Origin of the sequence: Kibdelosporangium phytohabitans, from assembly GCF_001302585.1 — a bacterium.
In the GTDB taxonomy this organism is placed as follows: domain Bacteria; phylum Actinomycetota; class Actinomycetes; order Mycobacteriales; family Pseudonocardiaceae; genus Kibdelosporangium; species Kibdelosporangium phytohabitans.
The window spans coordinates 6,524,965-6,544,136 of the sequence record NZ_CP012752.1 but is presented as its reverse complement, the minus strand read 5'-3'; the positions used below and the strand labels follow the sequence as shown (position 1 = coordinate 6,544,136).

Annotated in this window: 17 protein-coding genes; 10 read left to right on the top strand and 7 right to left on the bottom strand. The window is 68.6% G+C overall.

Annotated features, from left to right (window positions below):
• Positions 1-40 precede the first annotated feature (40 nt).
• The 3 genes from AOZ06_RS29575 to AOZ06_RS29565 form a co-directional block, all read right to left on the bottom strand.
• Positions 41-922: an NAD(P)-dependent oxidoreductase gene (locus AOZ06_RS29575; protein WP_257721493.1), complete on the bottom strand. Its 882-nt coding sequence runs from the start codon at positions 920-922 to the stop codon at positions 41-43.
• A 91-nt stretch (positions 923-1,013) separates the two neighbouring features.
• Positions 1,014-2,612, bottom strand: a complete 1,599-nt coding sequence (locus tag AOZ06_RS29570) for a phytoene desaturase family protein (RefSeq protein WP_054292393.1) — start codon at positions 2,610-2,612, stop codon at positions 1,014-1,016.
• On the bottom strand, positions 2,609-3,076 hold the full coding sequence (locus AOZ06_RS29565; RefSeq protein WP_054292392.1) for an SRPBCC family protein: 468 nt from the start codon (positions 3,074-3,076) through the stop codon (positions 2,609-2,611). The genes AOZ06_RS29570 and AOZ06_RS29565 overlap by 4 nt, the downstream gene beginning before the upstream one ends.
• Before the next feature lie 292 nt (positions 3,077-3,368).
• Between AOZ06_RS29565 and AOZ06_RS29560 the strand changes: the two genes are divergently transcribed.
• Positions 3,369-3,893, top strand: a complete 525-nt coding sequence (locus AOZ06_RS29560; RefSeq protein ID WP_054292391.1) for a hypothetical protein — start codon at positions 3,369-3,371, stop codon at positions 3,891-3,893.
• A 306-nt stretch (positions 3,894-4,199) separates the two neighbouring features.
• Here AOZ06_RS29560 and AOZ06_RS56910 read toward each other — a convergent pair whose 3' ends face one another.
• A complete protein-coding gene (locus AOZ06_RS56910; protein WP_157233330.1) occupies positions 4,200-4,364 on the bottom strand; it encodes a hypothetical protein in 165 nt (54 codons plus the stop codon).
• A 174-nt stretch (positions 4,365-4,538) separates the two neighbouring features.
• Entirely contained in the window at positions 4,539-5,576 is a 1,038-nt protein-coding gene (locus AOZ06_RS29555; RefSeq protein WP_157233329.1) for a hypothetical protein, read from the bottom strand.
• Between the two features lie 163 nt (positions 5,577-5,739).
• Here AOZ06_RS29555 and AOZ06_RS29550 point away from each other — a divergent pair, with 163 nt between their 5' ends.
• The 5 genes from AOZ06_RS29550 (at position 5,740) to AOZ06_RS29535 (ending at position 13,301) form a co-directional block, all read left to right on the top strand.
• Positions 5,740-6,357 (top strand): RICIN domain-containing protein, encoded by a 618-nt coding sequence (locus AOZ06_RS29550; protein WP_157233328.1) that lies wholly within the window; start codon positions 5,740-5,742, stop codon positions 6,355-6,357.
• A gap of 494 nt (positions 6,358-6,851) precedes the next feature.
• Positions 6,852-10,415, top strand: coding sequence for a hypothetical protein (locus AOZ06_RS29545; protein WP_054292388.1), 3,564 nt, complete (start codon positions 6,852-6,854; stop codon positions 10,413-10,415).
• Positions 10,416-10,797: 382 nt separating this feature from the next.
• Entirely contained in the window at positions 10,798-11,907 is a 1,110-nt protein-coding gene (locus AOZ06_RS29540; RefSeq protein ID WP_157233327.1) for a cytochrome P450, read from the top strand.
• A 2-nt stretch (positions 11,908-11,909) separates the two neighbouring features.
• Complete coding sequence (locus AOZ06_RS62500; RefSeq protein ID WP_459178537.1) at positions 11,910-11,999, top strand: hyalucidin A family RiPP precursor; 90 nt, start codon at positions 11,910-11,912, stop codon at positions 11,997-11,999.
• Positions 12,000-12,053: 54 nt separating this feature from the next.
• Positions 12,054-13,301 (top strand): cytochrome P450, encoded by a 1,248-nt coding sequence (locus AOZ06_RS29535; RefSeq protein ID WP_054292387.1) that lies wholly within the window; start codon positions 12,054-12,056, stop codon positions 13,299-13,301.
• A 40-nt stretch (positions 13,302-13,341) separates the two neighbouring features.
• On the opposite strand, the gene AOZ06_RS29530 is transcribed toward AOZ06_RS29535, so the two are convergent.
• On the bottom strand, positions 13,342-13,875 hold the full coding sequence (locus AOZ06_RS29530) for a DUF4303 domain-containing protein (RefSeq protein WP_054297010.1): 534 nt from the start codon (positions 13,873-13,875) through the stop codon (positions 13,342-13,344).
• Positions 13,876-14,046: 171 nt separating this feature from the next.
• Here AOZ06_RS29530 and AOZ06_RS29525 point away from each other — a divergent pair, with 171 nt between their 5' ends.
• The gene (locus AOZ06_RS29525) at positions 14,047-14,613 is read left to right on the top strand and encodes a TetR/AcrR family transcriptional regulator (protein WP_063810128.1); all 567 of its coding nucleotides are present in this window, start codon (positions 14,047-14,049) and stop codon (positions 14,611-14,613) included.
• Positions 14,610-16,142 carry an MFS transporter gene (locus AOZ06_RS29520; RefSeq protein WP_054292386.1) on the top strand — a complete coding sequence of 511 codons (1,533 nt, stop codon included), beginning with the start codon at positions 14,610-14,612 and terminating at the stop codon, positions 16,140-16,142. Before AOZ06_RS29525 ends, AOZ06_RS29520 begins: the two co-directional genes overlap by 4 nt.
• 124 nt (positions 16,143-16,266) lie before the next feature.
• Here the strand turns inward: AOZ06_RS29520 and AOZ06_RS29515 are convergent, their stop codons facing one another.
• Complete coding sequence (locus tag AOZ06_RS29515) at positions 16,267-16,800, bottom strand: GNAT family N-acetyltransferase (protein ID WP_054292385.1); 534 nt, start codon at positions 16,798-16,800, stop codon at positions 16,267-16,269.
• Between the two features lie 482 nt (positions 16,801-17,282).
• On the opposite strand from AOZ06_RS29515, the gene AOZ06_RS29510 reads away from it, so the two are divergent.
• Positions 17,283-18,062: a S1 family peptidase gene (locus AOZ06_RS29510; RefSeq protein WP_054292384.1), complete on the top strand. Its 780-nt coding sequence runs from the start codon at positions 17,283-17,285 to the stop codon at positions 18,060-18,062.
• Between the two features lie 30 nt (positions 18,063-18,092).
• Positions 18,093-19,115, top strand: a complete 1,023-nt coding sequence (locus tag AOZ06_RS29505; protein WP_054292383.1) for a hypothetical protein — start codon at positions 18,093-18,095, stop codon at positions 19,113-19,115.
• The last annotated feature ends 57 nt before the right edge of the window (positions 19,116-19,172 follow it).

Genomic DNA, 19,172 nt, shown 5'->3' with positions numbered 1-19,172 from the left:
GGCACTTCCGGCAGCTCGGCGAAGCCCTCCTTGATCGTGATCAGGACTCGTCGTCACGCAATCGTGAGCCTGCTTGTTCTTCCAGCCAAGCGGGGCCCATCAGTTCCCCGTCAACGGCGCCATAGTGGTGCAAGGCCCTGCGGTGCACGTCGGCGACCGCCGACGTCAGCGGATGGGGAGTGCCCGCGCGGCCGGCACTGTGTTCGATGGATTCCAGTTCCTCGACACACCGGTCCAGCCCGAAGTCGCGGAGGTAGTCACCGGCCAGCAAGGCGGGAAGATGATGCGTGACGAAGGCGCTGTCACCCGCGCTGCCCAGCAGAACGTCACGCATCCGATGCGCCGGCTGTCCGTGTCGTTGGGCCAAGAGCAGCGCCTCGGTGGTCAGCGTCGCTTGGCCGAACCACAGGAGATTGATCAGTAGCTTGGTCAGGTACCCCGTGCCGTGATCGCCGAGATGGTGAATGGTCTTCGCGAACGCCCGCAGGACTGGGGTGATCGACTCCAGCACGTCCACGTCGCCGCCCACATACAGCGTCACGGTGCCTTCCCGCATGGCGGGCACCCCGCCTCCGACAGGTGAATCAAGGTAGGCCACGCCCCGCCTTCCCGCTTCGCGCGCGCACTCTTGGCCCAACTCGAACGACGCGCTCGTCAGGTCGACCCAGACCGCACCACCGTCCACAGCCGCCACCAGCGAGTCCGATCCGAGCACGAGCTCCCGCAGCTCAGGGCTTCCTGGAAGCACCGTCAGAACGACACCGCTGCCACGTGTGACCTGGGACGCGTCCGATGCCCACCTCGCACCGGCTTTCTCGACCGTGGAGCGGCACTCAGAGCGGATGTCGGTCGCCACGACCTCATGTCCGGCCGCGACCAGTCGAGCCACCATGGGTAGGCCCATTCTGCCGACCCCGATCACCCCGACTTGCACCTTGACCTCCAGTTTGGTGGGAGTGGCGCCGACCAACGGGACTTCTGCCGAGAATCAGCGGGGTAGGCACAGGTCGGAGTCATCGATACAGGTTCCGGTGCAGTGTGCGGATCAGCGCGGCATAACCCGCTCCAGCCAGGCCGTCCCGAGCGAGCGCCGCCTTGGCGGCGTTGGCACCAGGGCCACCATGCACAGCTCCGCCGGGGTGTGCCGAGGCACCGGCCAGGTAGAGCCGGTCGATCGGTGTGTCGGCGCGGCCGAGGCCGGGCACGGGGCGGAACACCAGCTGCTGGTGGATGGCCGAGGTGCCGCCGTTGACGGCTCCGCCGACCAGGTTCGGGTTCTGGCGTTCCAGGTCCACGGGACCGGCGACGTGCCTGCCGATGATCGTGTCGGCGAAGCCCGGTGCGTGGTTTCCCACGATGCGCTGCAGGTGATCGGCGATTCGAAGCAGATCGTCGCGGCTGCGGACGCGGCCGTGGGGCACGTGGGTGTACGCCCAGGCGGACTCGGTTCCCGCCGGTGATCGGGTGGGGTCCGCGGTGGACATTTGACCGAGGAGCAGGAACGGGTTGTCCGGTAGCCGGTCCGTGGCCAGCGCCGCGCCGAACTCGGCAAGCCCGGCCAGGTCACCGCCCAGGTGCACGGTTCCGGCGCCGGAGGCCTCGGGGTTGCGCCACGGAATCGGCCGGGACAGGGCCCAGTCGACCTTGATCGTCGCGTCGTCCCACTGGAAGCCCTTCAAGGCCGTGACGAACCGGGACGGCAGGTGCCGCTCGCCGACCAGGTCGCGGTACAGCACCGGCGCTGGGACCGTGGCCAGCACCGCCCGCCCGGCCCGGACGAGGTTCCCATCCTGGTCGGCGACCCCCATCGCCTGCCCGCCCGCCACCAGCACCTTGGTGACCGACCGTCCACAGGCGACACGGCCGCCGCGCTCGGTGAGCCGCCGCACGAGAGCAGCGGTCAGCGCGCCCGCGCCACCACGGGGTACGGGGAACCCCTCGTCCTGGCCGAGCATGCTGAGCAGCCACCCGAACACGGCGCTGCCGGCTTCGCCAGGCCCGAGATCGGAATGCAGGGCGTTGCCGGCAAGAAGCAGCCGCGCGCCGTCGCCCGTGAACCGTTCCGCCCCGTAAGTGGTGGCCGGCATCGTGACCATCCTGGCCAGCCGCAACGACCCGGCGGCACCCAGCGTGCGCACCAGCCGGGTCGCCGCACGCACCGGAGGGAACGGTGTGAACAGCGCGTCCAGCAACCGGTCACGGACTCGGTGCCAGTCGTGCACCTCAGCCCGCCACGCATCCCCATCGGTGGAGGCGAACGACGCCACAGAGGCCGCGGTGCGGTCCAGTTCCCGGGACAGGACCACGCAGCGGTCGTCCGGCAGCACATGTGCCAGCACGTCCGGGGCATACGACCACACCAGCCCGTAACGGTCGAGTTCGAGGCCGCGCAGAATCGGCGAGGCCGCCCCCAACGGGTAGAACGAGCTGAACAGGTCGTGGCGGAAGCCCGGGGCGACGTGCTCACCTGTGCGAACCGCGCCGCCGGGCTCCTCGCCGGCCTCCAGGACCAGCACCTGCCAACCCGCGTCGGCGAGTAGGTTGGCTGCCACCAGCCCGTTCGGGCCGGCGCCGATCACCACTGCGTCGACTGTCTCAGCCGATGTCGTCATCCGGCTGCTTCGCCGTCGGTCGTCGACCGCGCCCGGCCGACGGCAAGATCGGCGAGCCGGGCCAAGGATTCGCGGTTGCGCGGCCGGAGCAGGACGGCCTGCGCGGCCGACGGCAGCTTGGCTGCTGGACCACGGGCCAGTCTCTCGCTCATTTCCACCCGGCACGCCTGCCCGCCCAGCGGAGAGATCCGGAAACTGATCACCGCCGCTCCCAGCCACCACAGGCGAGCGTCCAGTTCGAGATAGCGACCGGGCTCGACCACGCGAACCTCGGTGACGTCGTGGATCTGCAGCGGCCAGGCACCGACGCTGTGGTGAATGCGCGACCCGACGTCCGGCCAGTTCCGGTCGACGTCCCGGATGTGGGAATTGCCCACCACCCAGCCCGCGTAGGACCAACCGTCGGACAAGACGGCGAACACGTCCTCGGCAGCGGCCGGCACTTCCCGGGCAATGGTGGTCACGGCAGCTCCTCACAACTCGAACGAACCCTTCGCCCGTGCGACAGGTTTCCCGGTTCGCATCGATTCATGCCCTCGTTGCCGTCCAGTACGCGAAACAGCGCGGACTGATGTCACCGATACCGGGTAGCCGGGTCCCATGCGATCTTCGCGGATGGACCCTGGGCCGAGCCTGGTCACTGTCTTCTTCAGAGGCCTGGCGCGGATACGGCACGCACCGGCGGTACACCCGGCCGGGCTTGTGTTCGCCGCAGAGTTGACATTGCCCGACGGGTGGCCGGGGCAACCCGGCACGATGGTCCGTACGGTCACCGTGCGGATGTCCAAGGGCGCCGGCCTGCCCAGCGGAGTGCCGGACGTCCTCGGTCTCGCCCTGCGGATACCGGACGCTGCGGAGCCAGGCAAGGTGGTCGACCTGTTGCTTTCGACGGCCGGTTCCGGGCGGCTCACGCGATGGCTGCCACTGCCTCGCAGGGACTGGTCGCGTGGCGCGTTCTACAGCAGCATGATGCCGTTCCGAACGGCAGAAGGCTTGCAGTGGATGGCAGCGGTCCTCGAGCCAGGGTCGATTCCGCCAGGCCGGTTGACCGAGGCGTTACCGTTCGTGGTCGACCTGCGGCTCGCCGGATCACGATCGCGGTGGCGGGCATGGGGCAGGCTGGTCGTCACCACACGCCTGCCAGACCAGGAGATCCGGTTCGACCCGATCCTGAACGCCCATCCCCAGCTGGTCCCGGCTCCGCGCGTGCTCTCGTGGCTGCGCAAGCAGGCGTACGCGGGCTCCAGGCAGGGCGCCCGCGGCCTGCCGAACGGACGCTGAGAACTCTGGGCGGGATACCGGGATCATTCAACTCGGTGTCACCCGATGAATCGATGACAAAACGATGCACCGGCGCTACGTTTGAACCGTTGCGCGGTCGAGGGCCCAGAACCCGCTCGGTGATCCCGCTGGGAGCAAGGGCGACGCCGGGAGCACGCCATGACAGACTTGCAACGAGTTCCCGACCTCGGGCAACGCACGAGCCGGCTCGCGCGGCTCCAGCACGAGAACGACCGTGAGCTGACCTTGCACGCGATCGTGCACGCCGCGGTCGACCTCGTTCCGGCCGTGACCTGGGCCGGGATCTCACTGGTCCACGGCAAGCGGATCACCTCCGAGGCACCCAGCCACCTCCTGGTCGCCGAGCTCGACCAGTGGCAGAGCGATGCTGGCACGCGCCTCGCCGGACACCAACGTGAAAGTCGTCGAGGTGGCGCGGTGGCTGGTCGCCCAGACCGAGCGGCACGTCACATCTCGTCCATGACAATCCCGACTCGTCGTGCTCGCCGATTTGCGGTGCTCTGCGGGCTGGCTCTACCGTGGACAGTGAACGAGTCGCCAGCAGATGGGCGTCCCTACCCGTTCGAGTGCCTCGCGGGTCACCGACTGCCGAATGTGGACACTCGGCGGGAGGCTGTCGCGAGCTCAGGCCCCGCGGTCGCAGCGGCGGCACCGGCCCCGGGTGCGGTAGTAGTACGCGAGCGTCGCGCCGCCGAGGCCGAGGCCCCACAGGACCCATAGCTGGAACAGCACGTCCATCGGCTCGCCCGTCGTGATCGAGCGGTGCGCGAGGGACACGTTCGCCATCGTGAGGATGACGGCGACCAGGCCGCCGGACCAGAGGGGGAGTCCCGGCGGCACGGGACGGCCGCGCAGCCGGGGAACCCAGCGTGGGAAGACTTCACCCCAGGGGCGGATCAGCCCGAGGGTGAGCACGGCGCCGCCGACGGCGGCGGTGGCGAGACCAGCGCCGAGGACCCACAACCAGGGCCAGCCCGCCGCGTGGAACTCCGGGGAGATGCCCCATGGCACACCGAGCGCCCACACGTAGCGGACCACGGCGTAGGGCAGGGGCGCGAGTACGGCCACGACGACCGCCCACGTGCCCCACCGCCGGGCCACCGGAGGCGTGGTCCACGCCGCCGACGCGAGGCCGGGGCGTCGGCCGCAACTGCCGCACCCGCCGCGTGTCGCGCGTTGGCTCACCAGTGTCGTGCCAGCCCACAGGATCGCGCCGACGAGCACGACCACTTGGTTCCACACCGGCCATGCGGTGAACAGCCCGAGATCGGCCTTCTCGGCGAACAGCGCCGCCACGACGAGGAACGGCGCCGTCACCAGATAGCCGAGCACGTTGAACAGCCGCAGATCGATCAGCAGCAGCAACCCCACGGTGACGGTCCACCCGAACGCGACGAACGGCCACCCCCGGGGACGCCACAGCGCCAGCACGCCGCCCAGCAGGATGACGCAGGCGAGCACCGGCGCGGCGATCCCGGTCGGCACACTGCTCAGCAACGACGCGTGCTCCGCGCCGGGATCGTTCGCGCCGTACGGATAGGTGCGCCCACCCAGCGCCCAGGACACGGCCAGGCCGCCGTACCCCAACGACCACACCGCGGTGGCACCGGCGACCCATCGAGGCCAACCGCGGCTCGTGCTGGCTTCCACACCCTCGCTCATGACCATGTCACCGAGCTTCGTCGACGCACTTCCGCGCGTCCTCCTTCCGGAGGGGGAGAACGGTCCCTCCGAAAGACGAGTCGCCCGCACTCTGGCGCAAATCCGCCGAACCGTGTCGTTTTCGTCGCTGGCGATCGCCCACCCACCAGCACAAGGCTGAAGCGTGATTGCCAGTGCTTACGACAATGATCACTTGACATTGGAGGCAGTTATCGTGCGCATGAATCTCCTCATCGCTGTGGCCGCGCTGGCCATATCGACCATGACGGCCCCGCAGGCCTCTGCCGATGTACCAAACAGAGCTGGCGGCGTCTCGATGGCCTCGGTCACCGAAGGGAGCACAAGGGTCTACCTGGCCAGAAAGAACACCACGAAATGCCTGGAAAGCGCGAACAACGCCGGTCACGATGGGGCACGGGTGCAACAGTGGCAGTGCCAGGACCAGCCAGGCGCCTACTGGCTGCTGAACTTTCACCACTGGGACACAGACGGGTGGCCGGTCTTGTTCCTCCAGCACTCAGCTCATCCCGACAAGTGCCTCGCGATCGGGAACAACAGCACGGCCAACGGCGCCAACGCGGAACTCAGAACCTGCCAGGGACAACCAGGCGCCTACTGGAAGGGGTTCAACACCCACGACGGCTTCACCGCGTACCAGAACATGAACAGCCTGAAGTGCCTCGAGATCTTCAATGGAAGCCCCAACAACGGCGCTGTGGCACAACAGTGGACCTGCGCAGACCAGGACTGGGCGAAATGGAACACGGTTGCCAAGGGCTAGGAACAAGACCGTGTAATCAACGCGTGCGGCGGTGTCAACACTGAAATGGCAGCGCGTTCCAGCAGGCCGCCAGGTCGCATGGATGCGCTCAGGGTACGGCGACATCGGCCAGGTCGGCGAGAAGCCCGCATCGGTGCCGGGTTGCGGCACCCGAACGTGCTCGTCGTTGTCGACGGCGCCGACACATGGCTGGTGATGGAGTACCTGCCATCCCGCACACGTAACCCCACCACCGGCCGATCCGCTTGGTTGTCTTCGTACGTACGCTTGGTCGTCGCCGGAAACCGGCCGTGCACTCGGCAGCGCCACCCCTGAATCGCGTCCATCTGGAGTGTCACACCCAGGCAGGTGCGAACGATGAAGGGTGAGTCGCGTGGGAAGGAGACAGACCTTGGGCAATGGTACGAAGATCGTCATGGGAGTGGCGTTGGTCGTGTTCTCTGCCCTTGTGTGGGTGACGCTCCCACGGCACAGCGTCGACGGCAGCTGACTCCATGCGCACGACCAGGGTGAGTGACACCGGTGACGCGACCGCGGAGGCTGGTGGTTTCGCCAACTCCGGCGTCGTCTACGGCGACGTGGAGGTCCACGCGACGGCCCCTGTCCGGTCGGCGTACCTCGAGCAGGTCCGTGCCATCGCGCCCGCGGACCTGTCCGGCAGGCAAGGTGAGCTGGCCGTGCTTGCCGAGTTCTGCCGAGGTGAGGGCGCCGGTGCCTACCTGTGGTGGCGGGCCGAGGCTTGGGCTGGGAAGTCGGCGTTGCTGTCGTGGTTCGTGCTCGACCCGCCGCCGGGTGTCCGCGTGGTCTCGTTCTTCGTCACAGCCCGGTTCGCGGGCCAGAGCGACTGGATCGCGTGCACCGATGTGGTGATGGAGCAGCTCGCGGAGTTGTTGCGCCAGCCGATGCCCGCGTACCTCACCCAGGCCACGCGCGGACCGCACTTCCGGCGCATGCTCAACGAGGCCGCGCTGCGCTGCCAGGAGAACGGTGAGCGGCTGGTGCTGGTGGTCGACGGGCTGGACGAGGACAGGGGCCTTGATTCGTACAGCATCGCCGGGCTGCTGCCGGTCGTGCCTGCCAACGGCATGCGTGTCGTGGTCGCCAGCCGCCTCAATCCTCCGCTGCCCGGGGACGTCCCGCCCGACCACCCGCTGCACGCTGAGGACGTCGTACGGATTCTCACGCCGTCCGAATGGGCGCAGGTCGCTCGCAACGACATGGAGCGCGATCTGAAACGCCTGTTGGGCGGCTCACGGCTGGAGCACGACCTGCTCGGCCTGATCACGTCCGCCGGAGGCGGTCTGACGGGCGCGGACCTGTCCGAGCTGACCGGAGAACCCGCGTGGCGGGTCGAGGAACACCTGCACACGGTGACCGGCCGCAGCTTCGTGACCCGGGTCAGCACCTGGCAGCCGGACACGGCCCCCATCGCGTACGTCCTCGGTCACGAGGAAATCCAGCGATCGTCGAAGAAATACCTGGAAGTGTCCCGTTTGGCCGAGTACCGCCAGGTGCTGCACGACTGGGCGGACCGGCACAGGACGCGGGGCTGGCCGTCCGGGACGCCGGAGTACCTGCTGCGTGGCTACTTCCGGCTGCTGCGCGAGACCGGCGACGTGCGCAGGCTTGTGGCGTGCGCGACGGACCGTGCCCGTCACGACCGGATGATGGACATCACCGGTGGTGACACCGCGGCCCTCAATGAGATCAACTCCGCGCACGACGCTCTGCTGGCGCTCGGTTCCGACGATCTGGTGAGCATGGCCAGGTTGGCCGTGCACCGCGACGAGATCGAGCAGCGCAACGCGAACTTCCCCGTCGACCTGCCCGCGGTGCTGGTGATGCTCGGCCACCACGTCCGTGCCGAGTCCACCGCACTGTCCATTGCGGACTCGGACCGGCAGGCTCGTGCGCTGCTGCGGATGATGGAACCGCTCGGTGTGGCGCGGGCCGTGGACCTGATCGACGCGGTCGACGACCCGAGGACCCAGCTTCGGTTGCTGCACCACGTGATCAGGCACCTGGCCGCGGAACCCGGGCCGCTGATCGGGCGGGCGGAGTCCCTGATCCTCGCCGCCGGCAGCGCGGTCGAGCAGGTTCCCTCGCTGGTGGATCTGGCGGATGCGGCCGCGAGCGCCGGAGAGACGACCATAGCGCGGGATTTGGCCGGGCGTTGCCTCACATACCAACCGAGTCAAGCAGATCGTGCGCGCTTGCTGGCGCACGCCGGAGACTGGGACGACGCCACCCGAGCACTGGAACGGACCAGTGGCTCGGAGGCGGAGACCACGGTGTTCACCGCTGTGGTGGCCACCGCGGCACGCCAAGGTGATCCGCGGCGGGCGGAGGCCCTGATCGAGTCGATGCCGCACATGGACGTGTGGGGTGACGGGCGAAACGCCCTGGCGGAAGTCCTGATCGAGCAAGGCGACCTCGATCGGGCGTCGACGGTCATCAGATCCATCAGGACGCTCGCGTCACGGTGTGGTTCGCTGATCGCTTTGGCCAGGGCATGGCACCGCGTCGGTGAGGACGGCAAAGCGCTGACCGCGGCGCACGAAGCGTTGGCCGGAGTCCGCGGAATCGCGCCCGCGCAGCAGGCAGCCGAGTTGGTCGAGATCGCGTCGCTCTATGTGCAACTCGGTGCGGATGACCATGCGCGAGCGGTCGTCGCCGAGGCCCGAGCGCTCGAACCCGTGACGTACGAAGGTGATCAGGAAACAACGGCGTTGGTGTCGGTCGCCGCCGGCCTGGTCCTCATCGGCGACGCGCAGGAGGCTGAGCGGTTCTGCCGGTCCCGGCGGGACGTCGGCGAGCGGATCACCATGCTGACCGCGGTGGCCAGGGAACTCTTGGTGGCGGGCGAGGAAGCGAAAGCCACCGTACTCGCGGCGGAGGTCGAGGCGACCGCACGGGCGGTGACTGATCCTTGGTTGTCGACGATGCGCCTGGCCGTTCTGTCGTGGTGGGCGACGAGTGCGGGGGACCGGGACAGCGGTAGGGCGCTGGCCGTCCGTGCCGCGGAGCAGGCGCCGTTGGTCACGGCCCGGCGGATGGCCGTGATCGACGAGGTGATCGGGTGCCTGGCGAGGGCGGGTGACACGCACCAGGCCGAACTCTTCGCCCGCTCCCAGACTCCCGTGCCTGTGGCCACCTTGGCCGACGCGCTGGTGTGGGGCGGTGAGGTGGATCGAGGGATAGCGCTCACGCGTGAGATCGAGGACGACCACGACCGGGCCCGGGCGCTGGCGGAGATAGCTTCCACACTGCCCTACGTTGGCGAGTTCGACCGTGCGCGGGACGTGGCTCGCTCGGTCGAGAACCCCTTCTACCGCGCCCGCGCGTTGGCGAGGACCGTCTCCGTGCTGGCAGATCTGGGCCAGGCGGACAGGGCGTGGGCGCTGATCGACGAGGCGGAAGCAGCGATCCGGGTGATGGGCCACAAGCTCGGCAGCGTCGGACACCTCGTGTTGCTCGCGACGACCGCTGTTTCGCTTGGTGACACCGACCGTGCCCTGTCCTTCGTCGACGTCGCGGCGGAGATAGCTCCGGCCATCGCGAGTGGGGACCGCAGGACCACGGCGTGGATGTGGATCATTGAGGCGGTCGCGGCCGCAGGCGATGTGGACCGAGTGCACCAGATGATGTCCGGGCACCGGGACGACCAGCGCAGCAACGACGGTCCGCTCTTGGAATTTCTGGCGTGTTCGCTCGCCATGACCGAGCCCGATCGCGCCGAGAACGTGGCGCTCGCGAACCCGCACAGCGGGCACCGCACCGCCGCGCTGACCAAGGTCGCGGTGACGTTCGCGCGAGGGGGAGACCTCGACCGAGCCGAGCGCCTGGTCCGCTCGATCGGTGACCGGCAAGGTCGATCGTCCGCCCTGACCGAGCTCGCGAAGGTCGCCCCCGCACCGCAGGCCCGACGGTTGCTCGCTCTCGCGCTGCGCATAGGCCGCTGGGACAAGACAGTGCCGGTGCTGGCGCGGTCGGCTCCGGAGGTCGTCCTGGCCCTTGCGGAGGACGTTCTGCGTCTGGCGGCGATCCCCGGGACCTAGTGCGTGCGTCGGCCACCACGACGCCGGGTGAGTACCGGGTCTGAGCACGGTTGTGCGTGGAGTCGGTGACGTACGCCTTGTCCGTGCCATACAGCGTTATGCGGCGGTGCCCAATGATCCGCGGTGTCTCACAGCGATCAGGCTCAACCAACCCGCAACAGTGGCGGCGAGTACCACGGCTCGGTCAGCCCCTTTTCTTCAGTGTTGCCCAAAGGTGCGTGCGTTGCTTGGAGGGCTGGTGGGGTGGAAAGCCCTTCCGGCAGTTGGAGTATCACATTCCGGCACTTCTCGGCAGAGGCCCGCCATTCGGTGGCTTGCCCTGGCAGCACGCACAGCGCGAAGCTTCTGTGGTCCTTGAAAACCGGTCAGGCGGGGCGAAGAAGTGGACGAACTGGAGACGCTCGACGATCTTCGTGCCCGGCACGGGTCGATCTTCCAGCGTCGGCCGGGCGTGTTCTACGTGAGCGAACCAGCTGAGGCGAAAGCGGTTCTCGCCAACACCGGGTCGCGGTACCGGGAGCATTCCGACTTTTTCCAGACCAGCAAGGGCATCCTCGGGCCGCGCTCGGCGCAGCAGGAAATCGGTCGTGCGGCGCGGAACCTGTTGCGCGATCACTGGATTGCCCGGTCTGACCGGTTGGCGGCGGCCGTCGAGCGGGGGATCGGGCCGGAGAGCCGGTGGCCGGACGCGGGAAACCTGTTTCTGTACAAGTGTTTTCGTGACGTGCTGGTGCCGAGGGGTGCGCTGAGCCCGCTCCTCGACCAAGTGGTCCGGTACGCGGTGCTTGCTGGTGCGCGAGACCGGCGGTCGGTGCTGTCGCGGGCCGTGTTGCGGGGCAGGGTCCGCCGTGCGCTAGTTGCCGAGCTGTCGCGGCGGCGCACCCGAGGGGTGCGGGTGCCGGCCGACTTGCTGGACGTTCTCGCCGCCGGCGCGCCGGGCGAGGACCTGGTGCGGCTGGCGGAGGTGTACCTGTCCTTCCTGTTCGCGGTCACGGGTTCGACGGGTTTTCTGTTGGGCTGGTCGGTGTATCTGCTGGGCACCGAACCCGAAGCCGGTGGTGACCTGGCCGGTGTGGTGCGTGAGGCGTTGCGGCTCTGGCCGGTGGCCTGGAACTTCGGCCGTTTCCCGGTCGAACCCCACCGCCTGGTGGGAACCGAGGTCACGACGTCGGACGAAGTGGTGGTGTGCGGCTATCTCGTGCACCGGGACGACCGCTTCTGGCCCGACCCCGGCAAGTTCCGCCCAGCGCGGTGGTCGGCCGGTATGCCGCGGGGTGGCGCGGAGGCGTTCATCCCGTTCGGCTGGGGCACCCACACCTGCGTCGCGGCGGGCTTGGCGGTCCAGGTGGTCGAGGACGTCCTGCGGCTTCTGCCGCCAGCCGAGCTGTGGCGGGTCGACGCCCACCATCACCGCCCGCACATCGCAGCCGCGCTCGCACCACCGGACTTCACCCTGTGCACGAACGGTTCCCGCACGGGTGGAGGGAGGTGAACATGGCCAAGATCATCCACGCCGCACTGGTGGCACTCAACATCCGCAAGAGTGATGCCAAGTACCGCTGGTACGTGTACCACCACATCTGATCGGTGCCGGTGGGGAGCGTGGCCACACGCTCCCCACCTTTGGGGAGACGCACGATGACCGGTCGCGATGACCCGGACCTGCTGGCGAACCTGCGTGCACCCAATGCCGAGCACGACGGGGTGTTCTGGCACGGCGACGGCCGGCTGATGGTGTTCGACGCCGACGCGGCGAGCCAGGCCAACGCCGAGAACTTCGCCGATCTGACGCTGCCGGACCGGTTTGTCGACCAGATCCGCGGCCGCCGCAGCCCGGCCGTGTCGTGGCGGCAGGTGCGTTCGCTGTGGCTGTCCCAGATGCGGGTGCTCAGCGGGGAGAACCAGCTGCGCGCACTGGCCGGCCGCATGGCGCGGATACTGGACAACCGCCGCGATCAGCACGTGGATTTCGTGTGGCTGTCACACGAGGTGATGTTCCGCGCCTTGGTCCCCGCGGTGATCGACGGACTGTCCACTTCTGAGCTGACGTGGCTCGGCCGTGACGCGATCGCGAAGCTGACCCGGCTGGACGCGGGCCCTGGTGGCCAGACCCGATGGCAGAAGTGGCAGGCCGTTGTCGCCCAGTTGCACACCGGTCGGGTTGTGCGCAGAGAGATTTGTCGCCGGGCTCGTGGCGGGTACACCCGCGTCGACCTCACGCAGCCCATTGTGGACCGGTTGCTGCCGTCGCTCGGCCCGGACCGGGCGCTGGAGGCGGTGACGACGGTCCTGACCGCGATCGCCGGGCCGCCGGGCGCGGCTGCCAGTTGCCTGATGTACGAGCTGGCCACACGCCCCGAGTGGGCAGCCACCCTGATGGAGGAGTTCGCGGCCGGTTCCGTCGAGCAGCTGTACCGGACTGGCACCAGGTCCGCGCCGATCGCGCACCAGTTCGTGAAAGAGGTTCTGCGGATGTGGTCGGCGCCGCTGCTGATGACCCGCAGCGCTCGGGTTCCCCTGACGGTCCGCGCCAACCGGCTCACAGTGGGCCAGCATTACCTGGTCAGCCCTTATCTGGTCAACCACGACGAGCGGCATTGGTCCGATCCGGACACGTTCGACCCGAACCGGTGGGCGGCTGGGGCGGACCGCCGTCCGCCTGGTGGGCCTTACTACGTGCCGTTCGGGTGGGCGCCTACCGCGTGCATCGGTGCCGGGCTGGGGAGCGTTCAGTTGGTGCTGCTGGCTTATCTGCTGTGCACCCGGTTCCGGCTGGAGTTGCGTGCGCCCGATGCCGCACGGGTCGCGCTGGGGGCTGTGCCGCGGCCTCTGGACTTCGACGGCTGGGTTCGCCGTCCCGGATCCTCTGGGAGCCATGCCCCGTAGCGCACGATGGTCCAGCGGCTCGGCGCCACGCCGTTCGGTGTCAGTTCTCGTCGTCGGTCCAGGAGGCCAGCCAGGCGTCCAGTGCGGGTCCTGGCGGGTTGAGCCGCCGGGCCCGGTCGATGTTTCCGGGGTCGCCGGGGATGACCTCAGCCAGCACCAGCACATTCGCGCGAACCTCGCCGGTGCCGAACAGTCCCTCGGCGTCCAGCCTGCCCAGCGCCGCTTCGATCGCTCGTAGCCGCAGTTCGAACTCCGCCTCGGATGCGGCGTCGGCGGCGATGTCGAACACCTCCGGCCGGGCGGCGAACAGTTCCCTGACCGGCGCCAGATGCACCTCACCCACGATCGAGAACGGTGAGTCGGCGTAGGAGTAGCGGACGTCGCCTGCGTCCGGACGGTGCGCCAGCGCCTCGTGTGACCAGGCGGAGAGGGCCGGACCGAACGCCTCGCCGGGCGTGGTCAGGGTGACGAAGCAGAAGGTGTGGCCGGGGTGGTCGCGGTACAGGTCCGTGACGGCCGCGCGAACCGCTTCGGTGAGGGCGTCGGTCAGATCCGCTTCGGAGGGAGCCGTCAAGGCGACCACTCGTTCGGGGCGAGGACACGGAACACCTCGTGCACGGTACAGAGCGCTGTCTCACCGCAGAGATCGCGCCTCGGTCCGCGAAGTGGCGCACATCTCCCAGAATGTGTACGGATGTACATGTACGCTTGTACGTGTACATCGGTACAAGTATGGGAGAACGCGATGTCCGCTACCCGCAACCGGCGCGATCCGGGGGCACGCCGCCGGGAGATCACCCAGGCGGCGGCTGCCCTGTTGGTCGAGGGCGGTGACTTCACCCATCGTCGCGTCGCCGAACGCGCGGGCGTCCCGTTGGGCTCGACCACCTACTACTTCGCCGACCTGGACGAGCTGCGCGCTGCCGGTCTCGGCCTGCTCGCCGACGGGCTGGATGAGGCGGTCGCCGAGATGCGGCGCCAGACCCTCGAAGCCGACGGCGACCCGGAGGTACTCGCCTCGCTCCTGTACGACTACCTCAACGACACCGACCAGTTGCGCGCCGACGCCGCACTGCAAGGTGCGGCGCTGCAGCGACCGGAGCTGCGTCATCTGGAAAGGCGCTGGTCGGACAACGTCGTCGAGCTGCTGTCGACCTGGACCACTCCGAGCAACGCGCGGCTGCTCGCCGCCTTCATGGACGGCGTCGGCATCCACGCGCTGCTCCACGACGAACCGCTGGACCGTCCCACGCTGACCAACGCCATCACCGCCTTGATGCGCCTGCCCGCGGCAGGCGAGGAGAAGAAATGAGCACCACGTACAACACGCGTCCGAGTCAGACGAGCGCCGGGCGACGCTGGGCCGCGTTGGCGGTCCTGTCCGCGAGCCTGCTCGTGATCGCCATGGACATGACGATCCTGAACGTCGCCCTGCCCCGCATCACCGAGGACCTCGCCCCCACGGCCGCCCAGCAGCTGTGGATCGTGGACGTCTACTCGCTGATCATCGCCGGTCTGCTCGTGCCGGTCAGCGCGCTGGCCGACCGGTTCGGCCGCAAACGCGTGTTGCTGGCCGGATACCTGGCTTTCGGCACGGCGTCGCTGGCCATCCTGCTGGTCGACACGCCAGGCGGTGTGATCGCGGTCCGGGCGTTGCTCGGTGCTGCCGGTGCGATGATCATGCCGACCACGTTGTCGATGTTGCGCGTGGTGTTCACCGACCCGAAGGAACGCGCCACCGCTCTGGGCGTGTGGGCGTCCGTGTCGGCGGTCGGTATGGCGGTCGGCCCGGTTGTCGGCGGGTTGCTGCTGGAGCACGTCTCCTGGCAGTCGGCGTTCCTGGTCAACGTGCCGCTGATGGTCCTCGCGCTGGTCGCCGGGCTGTTCCTGCTGCCCGAATACCGCACGCCCACGCCGCCTCGGTGGGACACTGCCGGGACGGTCGCGTCCATTGTGGGCATGGTCGCGCTTGTCTGGTCGATCAAACACTTCGCCGACAAGGGATTCGGCGACGCCGTCTCATGGGCCGCGTTCACCGCGGCGGTCGTGTTCCTCGGGTGGTTCGTCCGCCGCTGCTTGCGCCGTCCGGATCCCATGCTGGACCTGAAGTTGTTCCGCCGTCCGCCGTTCACGGCCGGGATCGTCGCCGCGCTCGCGTCGATGTTCGCCTTGGGAGCACTGATGCTGCTGGTCGCCCAGTGGCTCCAGTTCGTGGACGGCCGCTCGCCGCTGCAGGCGGGCCTCGCGCTGCTCCCGGCCGCGGTCGCGATGGGGATCGCCTCACCGCTTGCGCCGGCGCTGGCGGGCCGGATCGGTGCACGCAACGTCCTCAGCGGCGGGCTGGCCATCGCGGCACTGGGTTTCCTGGTCATCTACCTGGCGCCCAGCCCGCTCGGCTATTCCTGGATCGCGGTCGCCCTGGTCCTGCTCGGCGGAGGTGGCAGCGCCCTTGCCGTCGGCTCGGCGATCATCATGTCCGACACGCCGCAGGAGAAAGCGGGCAACGCCGCCGCGTTGGAGGAAACCTCGTACGAGCTCGGCAGTGTGCTCGGTGTCGCCATCCTCGGCAGCGTCGCCGCGTCGGCGTACGCCTCCGAACTCGACGGCGCCCTGACCGGCATGGACCCCGGTCAGGCCGAGGCTGCCCGGGAATCCCTCGGCGGTGCGCTCGGAATCGCCACGCAGAACGGTTCGAGCGACCTGGCGGCCCATGCGACGGCGGCCTTCGTCGACTCGCTCACCTTCACCGGGCTCGTCGGCTCCCTGACCATGCTGGCCGCCGCCGTCGTGGCGTTCCTGCTCGTGCCACGGACCCTGCAGATCACCAAACAGTCCCACTGAGGCCTTGTGAAAGGGGGTCGGCCGGGGACATTTCCGGTAATGGTTGGTGTCTGCATTCCATTGGCCGCGCTGAGCTGGGTACGATTGGCACGTCGTCCGGTCCGGTGGCGACAGGTGGTTGCGGTCAGTCGACGTTCCACTCGGTGGCGAGCAACCCGAGAACGACCTCATCGGCGAAGGCCCCATTCACCCATGCCGCGCGGCGCAGGGTGCCTTCGGGCACGAACCCCGCCTGGGTGGCTGCCCGGATCATCGCCGTGTTGTCCGCCAGGGTCTCGATCTGCAGTCGGTGCAGGCCGCGAACCACGATGCCGTAGTGGCACAACACCCGGACGACGTCGGCGCCCAGCCCACGGCCACGGAAGGCCGGCCGCAGCGAGAGCCCGAGGTGGGCTGCCCTGTTGTGCGGGTCGATGCCCCACAACAGCGCCTCGCCGGCAAGTTCGTCATCCGCGAGTTGCACCACGGAGAAGCACGCAGCGTCGTCGGCCGGGTCGGGAACCGTGAACGGGGACGCGGTGGAGCCGGGTGCGATAGGGCGCCATGGACGGGAGTCGGCTTCGGACCGGGTCGCGACGTCGTCGTAGAGCTCGGAGTGCAGGACGGGGACATCGGTTTCGTGTCGGGCCCGCAACCCGATCTTGTCACCACGGAGCACACCACGTTCCTACCCGACTCGACCTGTCGCGCTCAACGTATTTGCTCTGGGGCTCGTCGCGTCGCCGTCGTCGCCCAGGTCGGCTAGGCAGGCAGGTGAGGCGCGGCAATGGCGAACATGGGCATAACGTCGTGCTGGCGTAGTTCTCCTCGAATTCGAACACAGCGTTCTGTGAGAATGAAAACTGCCTTATGATCATCTGTCCGATCGGTCATGCCGATCAGTCGGGGAGCCGGAAAATCAATCACCGGACCGGTCGTGAAAATCGGCGTTTCCGAAACGTCGTCTTTGAATGGAGTTCCTTTCGGACCAGTGGTACGGGGCCGATGTGATACGCAATTTGCGTCCATGAGCCGGTGGTGAATGCTGCCGAAGGACGTAACAGCCGGTCGTGCTCTTGTATTTGCCGAGACCACGGCGTTAGTTTCCCGTCGCGGTCCGTCCCTGCCTTCGCGACCGGAGCCCTGAAAGGAATGGCAACAATGATGTTGCGTTCGTTGGCCGCTGTCCTCAGCGCGGCCATCGCAGTCGTGCTCGCCTCCACAGCCCCTGCCCTTGCCACCTCGGCACCACCGGACGGGAAGGGCGTCCTCTACCAGCCCGACATCGTCGGCGGCTCCCCGGCGCCGGCCTATTCGTTCGCGGTGTCGCTGCAGAGCCTCAGCGGCAGCCACTTCTGCGGCGCCTCCGTGGTGCACGCCAACTGGGCGATCACCGCGCGGCACTGCGTCGCGGGCAAGTCGCCTGGCAGCGTCCAGGCCCGCGTCGGCAGCAACAACCGCACCACGGGCGGGCAAGTGGTCGGCGTCACCTCGATCACCACGCACCCCTCCCACGACATCGCCGTGATTGGTCTGACCACGGTCAACGCGCTGTACCCGCCGATCGTCATCGCCGCGTCGTCCGGCGCCGTCGGCACCCCGACCCGGATCATGGGCTGGGGCCAGACCTGCCCGTCGCCCGGCGGCTGCGGGGCGCCGATCCAGTTGCAGCAGCTGAACACCTCGATCGTCGCCGACAGCGGCTGCGCCGGTATCAACAACGCGCAGGAGATCTGCACCAGCAACCCGGGCGGTGTCGCGGGCGCCTGCTACGGCGACTCCGGCGGCCCCCAGGTCAAGACCGCCGGCGGCGCCTGGCAGCTGATCGGCGCCACCAGCCGGTCCGGCGGCGGCTCCGTGTGCGCGGTCGCCCCGTCGATCTACATGGACGTGCCGCACTTCCGCCCCTGGATCCAGGGCGTCACCGGCCTGCCGCTGTAGCACCAGACCCTTGACCTGGAAGGAAGAACCATGTTCCCGAGCACACGGCCGGGCCGGTTGACCGGCCTGATGGTCGCCGCGGTTGCGGCTCTGGTGGCCCCGCTGGTCAGCGCGTCGGCCAGCGCGGCGGAGTCCGGCATCCTCGCCGACACCGACGTCTACATCCGCGACTACGTCGGCGACGCAGGCGTCGAGCCGCACGGCAACGCGGTGTGGACCAGCCCCGACATCAAGGTCTGCCCCACCGCCACCGAATGCGCCACCAGCGTCAACCCCGAGGTCGGTCAGACCAACTACATCTTCGTCAAGCTCAACAGCCCCGGCCCGTACGGTTCGGGCGCCGACACCGGCAACCTGGAGGTCTTCCGCTCTACCCCGGGCGGCGGCACCGGCTGGATCAGCGACTGGACGAGCATCGGCGCGGCCTTCAACGTCTCGGTCGCCGCGTCGGGTGTCACCACGGTGATGATCCCGTGGAACGGCGTGCCCGGCCCCGGCCACTTCTGCCTGCTCGCCCGCTGGGAGTCGGCCAACGACCCGATGTCCTTCCCGGAGGGCGTCAACACCGTGCTCAACACCCAGCGCAACAACAACCTCGCCTGGCGCAACGTGGACTCGGTCGACCTGTTCGCCGGAAAGCCCGAGGTGCGGCCGTACGCGATCGGCAACCCCGGCTCGGTGCAGATCGCGACCGACCTGGCGTTCACCGACACCCGCAACGGCTTCCTCGCCTCGGGCGGCAAGCTGGTGGTCGACCTCGGCCCGACCGTCCACAGCCGCTGGCGTGAGGGCGGCGGCCGGGCAACCGGCGTCAAGCAGGTCGGCACCTACAGCTTCGAGATCAGCGACTTCCGGCAGGCGAAGTTCTACGGCATCCGGCTCGCTCCCCGGACCCGCCCGGAAGTGAAGCTGGTGTTCAGCACGACAACGGCACCACGCAAGGGCGCCCACGTGATCCGTGTCAACCAGTTCGCCCCGCTGGAGAACGGCCAGTCGGCACCGGCGGCGCTGACGGACGTCGGTGGCGTCGAGTACCAGGTCACCATTCGCTGACACACCAGCGAACCGGATGGCACCACGGCGTGGCCGCGGTGCCATCCGGAGTGTTGC